At 46.5% G+C, this 1,010-nt stretch carries 2 protein-coding genes; both read left to right on the top strand.

Annotation, left to right across the window (positions count from 1 at the left end; all coding sequences use genetic code 11):
* Positions 1-474: YihY family inner membrane protein (locus R8O70_RS26425; RefSeq protein WP_318184614.1), on the top strand; the 474-nt coding region annotated here is incomplete at its 5' end.
* Entirely contained in the window at positions 446-880 is a 435-nt protein-coding gene (gene dtd / locus R8O70_RS26420; RefSeq protein ID WP_005456795.1) for a D-aminoacyl-tRNA deacylase, read from the top strand. The genes R8O70_RS26425 and dtd, both read left to right, overlap by 29 nt.
* The last annotated feature ends 130 nt before the right edge of the window (positions 881-1,010 follow it).

Raw genomic sequence — 1,010 nt, 5'->3', positions numbered from 1 at the left:
GGCGCGAGTATTGCAGCAACGTCTTATGTCACGTCGTTACAAATCTTAGAAAATGAAACGCTGTCTGGCGCCTTCAATTTGTTCTTACGCTGGTTGCCGCTCTTGCTGTCATTTTTTGCATTTTTAGGTTTGTACATTCTGGTGCCAAACAAAAAAGTGCATTTAGCGCATGGCGCTGTAGGCGCCGCCGTTGCGGCGATACTGTTTGAATTAAGTAAGAAAGGCTTTGCCCTCTATATCACTCAGTTCCCGTCTTACCAGCTGATTTACGGCGCTTTAGCCGCAATTCCTATCTTGTTTGTCTGGGTTTACTTGTGCTGGATGATCGTCTTGCTGGGGGCAGAAGTCACCGCAGCATTGGGTGAGCAAGAGCACTGGAGTGAAGATCTAGACATGATACACTCGTCGGCTGAATCTCAGTTAGCAAATGAAGGAAGCGAGAGTAGTGATAGCGCTAATTCAACGAGTCAGTGAAGCAGCCGTTCGTGTAGACGGTGAAGTAGTTGGGGAAATCAATACAGGCCTTCTTGTCCTACTTGGTGTTGAGAAGGACGACGATGAAGCCAAAGCAAAACGTTTGATGGAACGTGTGACCACCTACCGAGTCTTTGAAGACGACGAAGGAAAAATGAACCTCAACGTCAAACAAGTGAACGGTAAGGTTTTGGTGGTGTCTCAATTTACGTTACCGGCAGATACCAAGAAAGGCACACGTGCAGGCTTTTCTCGTGGAGCGCATCCAGCCGACGCTGAACGTCTGTATGACTACTTTTCTGACTTGTGTGAGCAGGAATTGCCAACCGAGCGTGGTCGCTTCGCGGCCGATATGAAAGTGTCATTAATTAATGACGGCCCAGTGACTTTTTGGCTACAGGTCTAATCTGGCGTGGATACACCCATGGTCTAAGCTATATACCCAAGTGGTTTGATTTTACTTGGGTATTTTCTCCCCAAGATTCTTACTGATTTGCACTTTCAAAGGATTGATATGTTCAAACTCATAACTCCAA

Origin of the sequence: Vibrio sp. 779(2023) (genome assembly GCF_033344285.1) — a bacterium.
GTDB lineage: Bacteria > Pseudomonadota > Gammaproteobacteria > Enterobacterales > Vibrionaceae > Vibrio > Vibrio alginolyticus.
The sequence above is the reverse complement of the archived record's forward strand: the minus strand, read 5'-3'. Positions and strand labels throughout refer to the sequence as shown.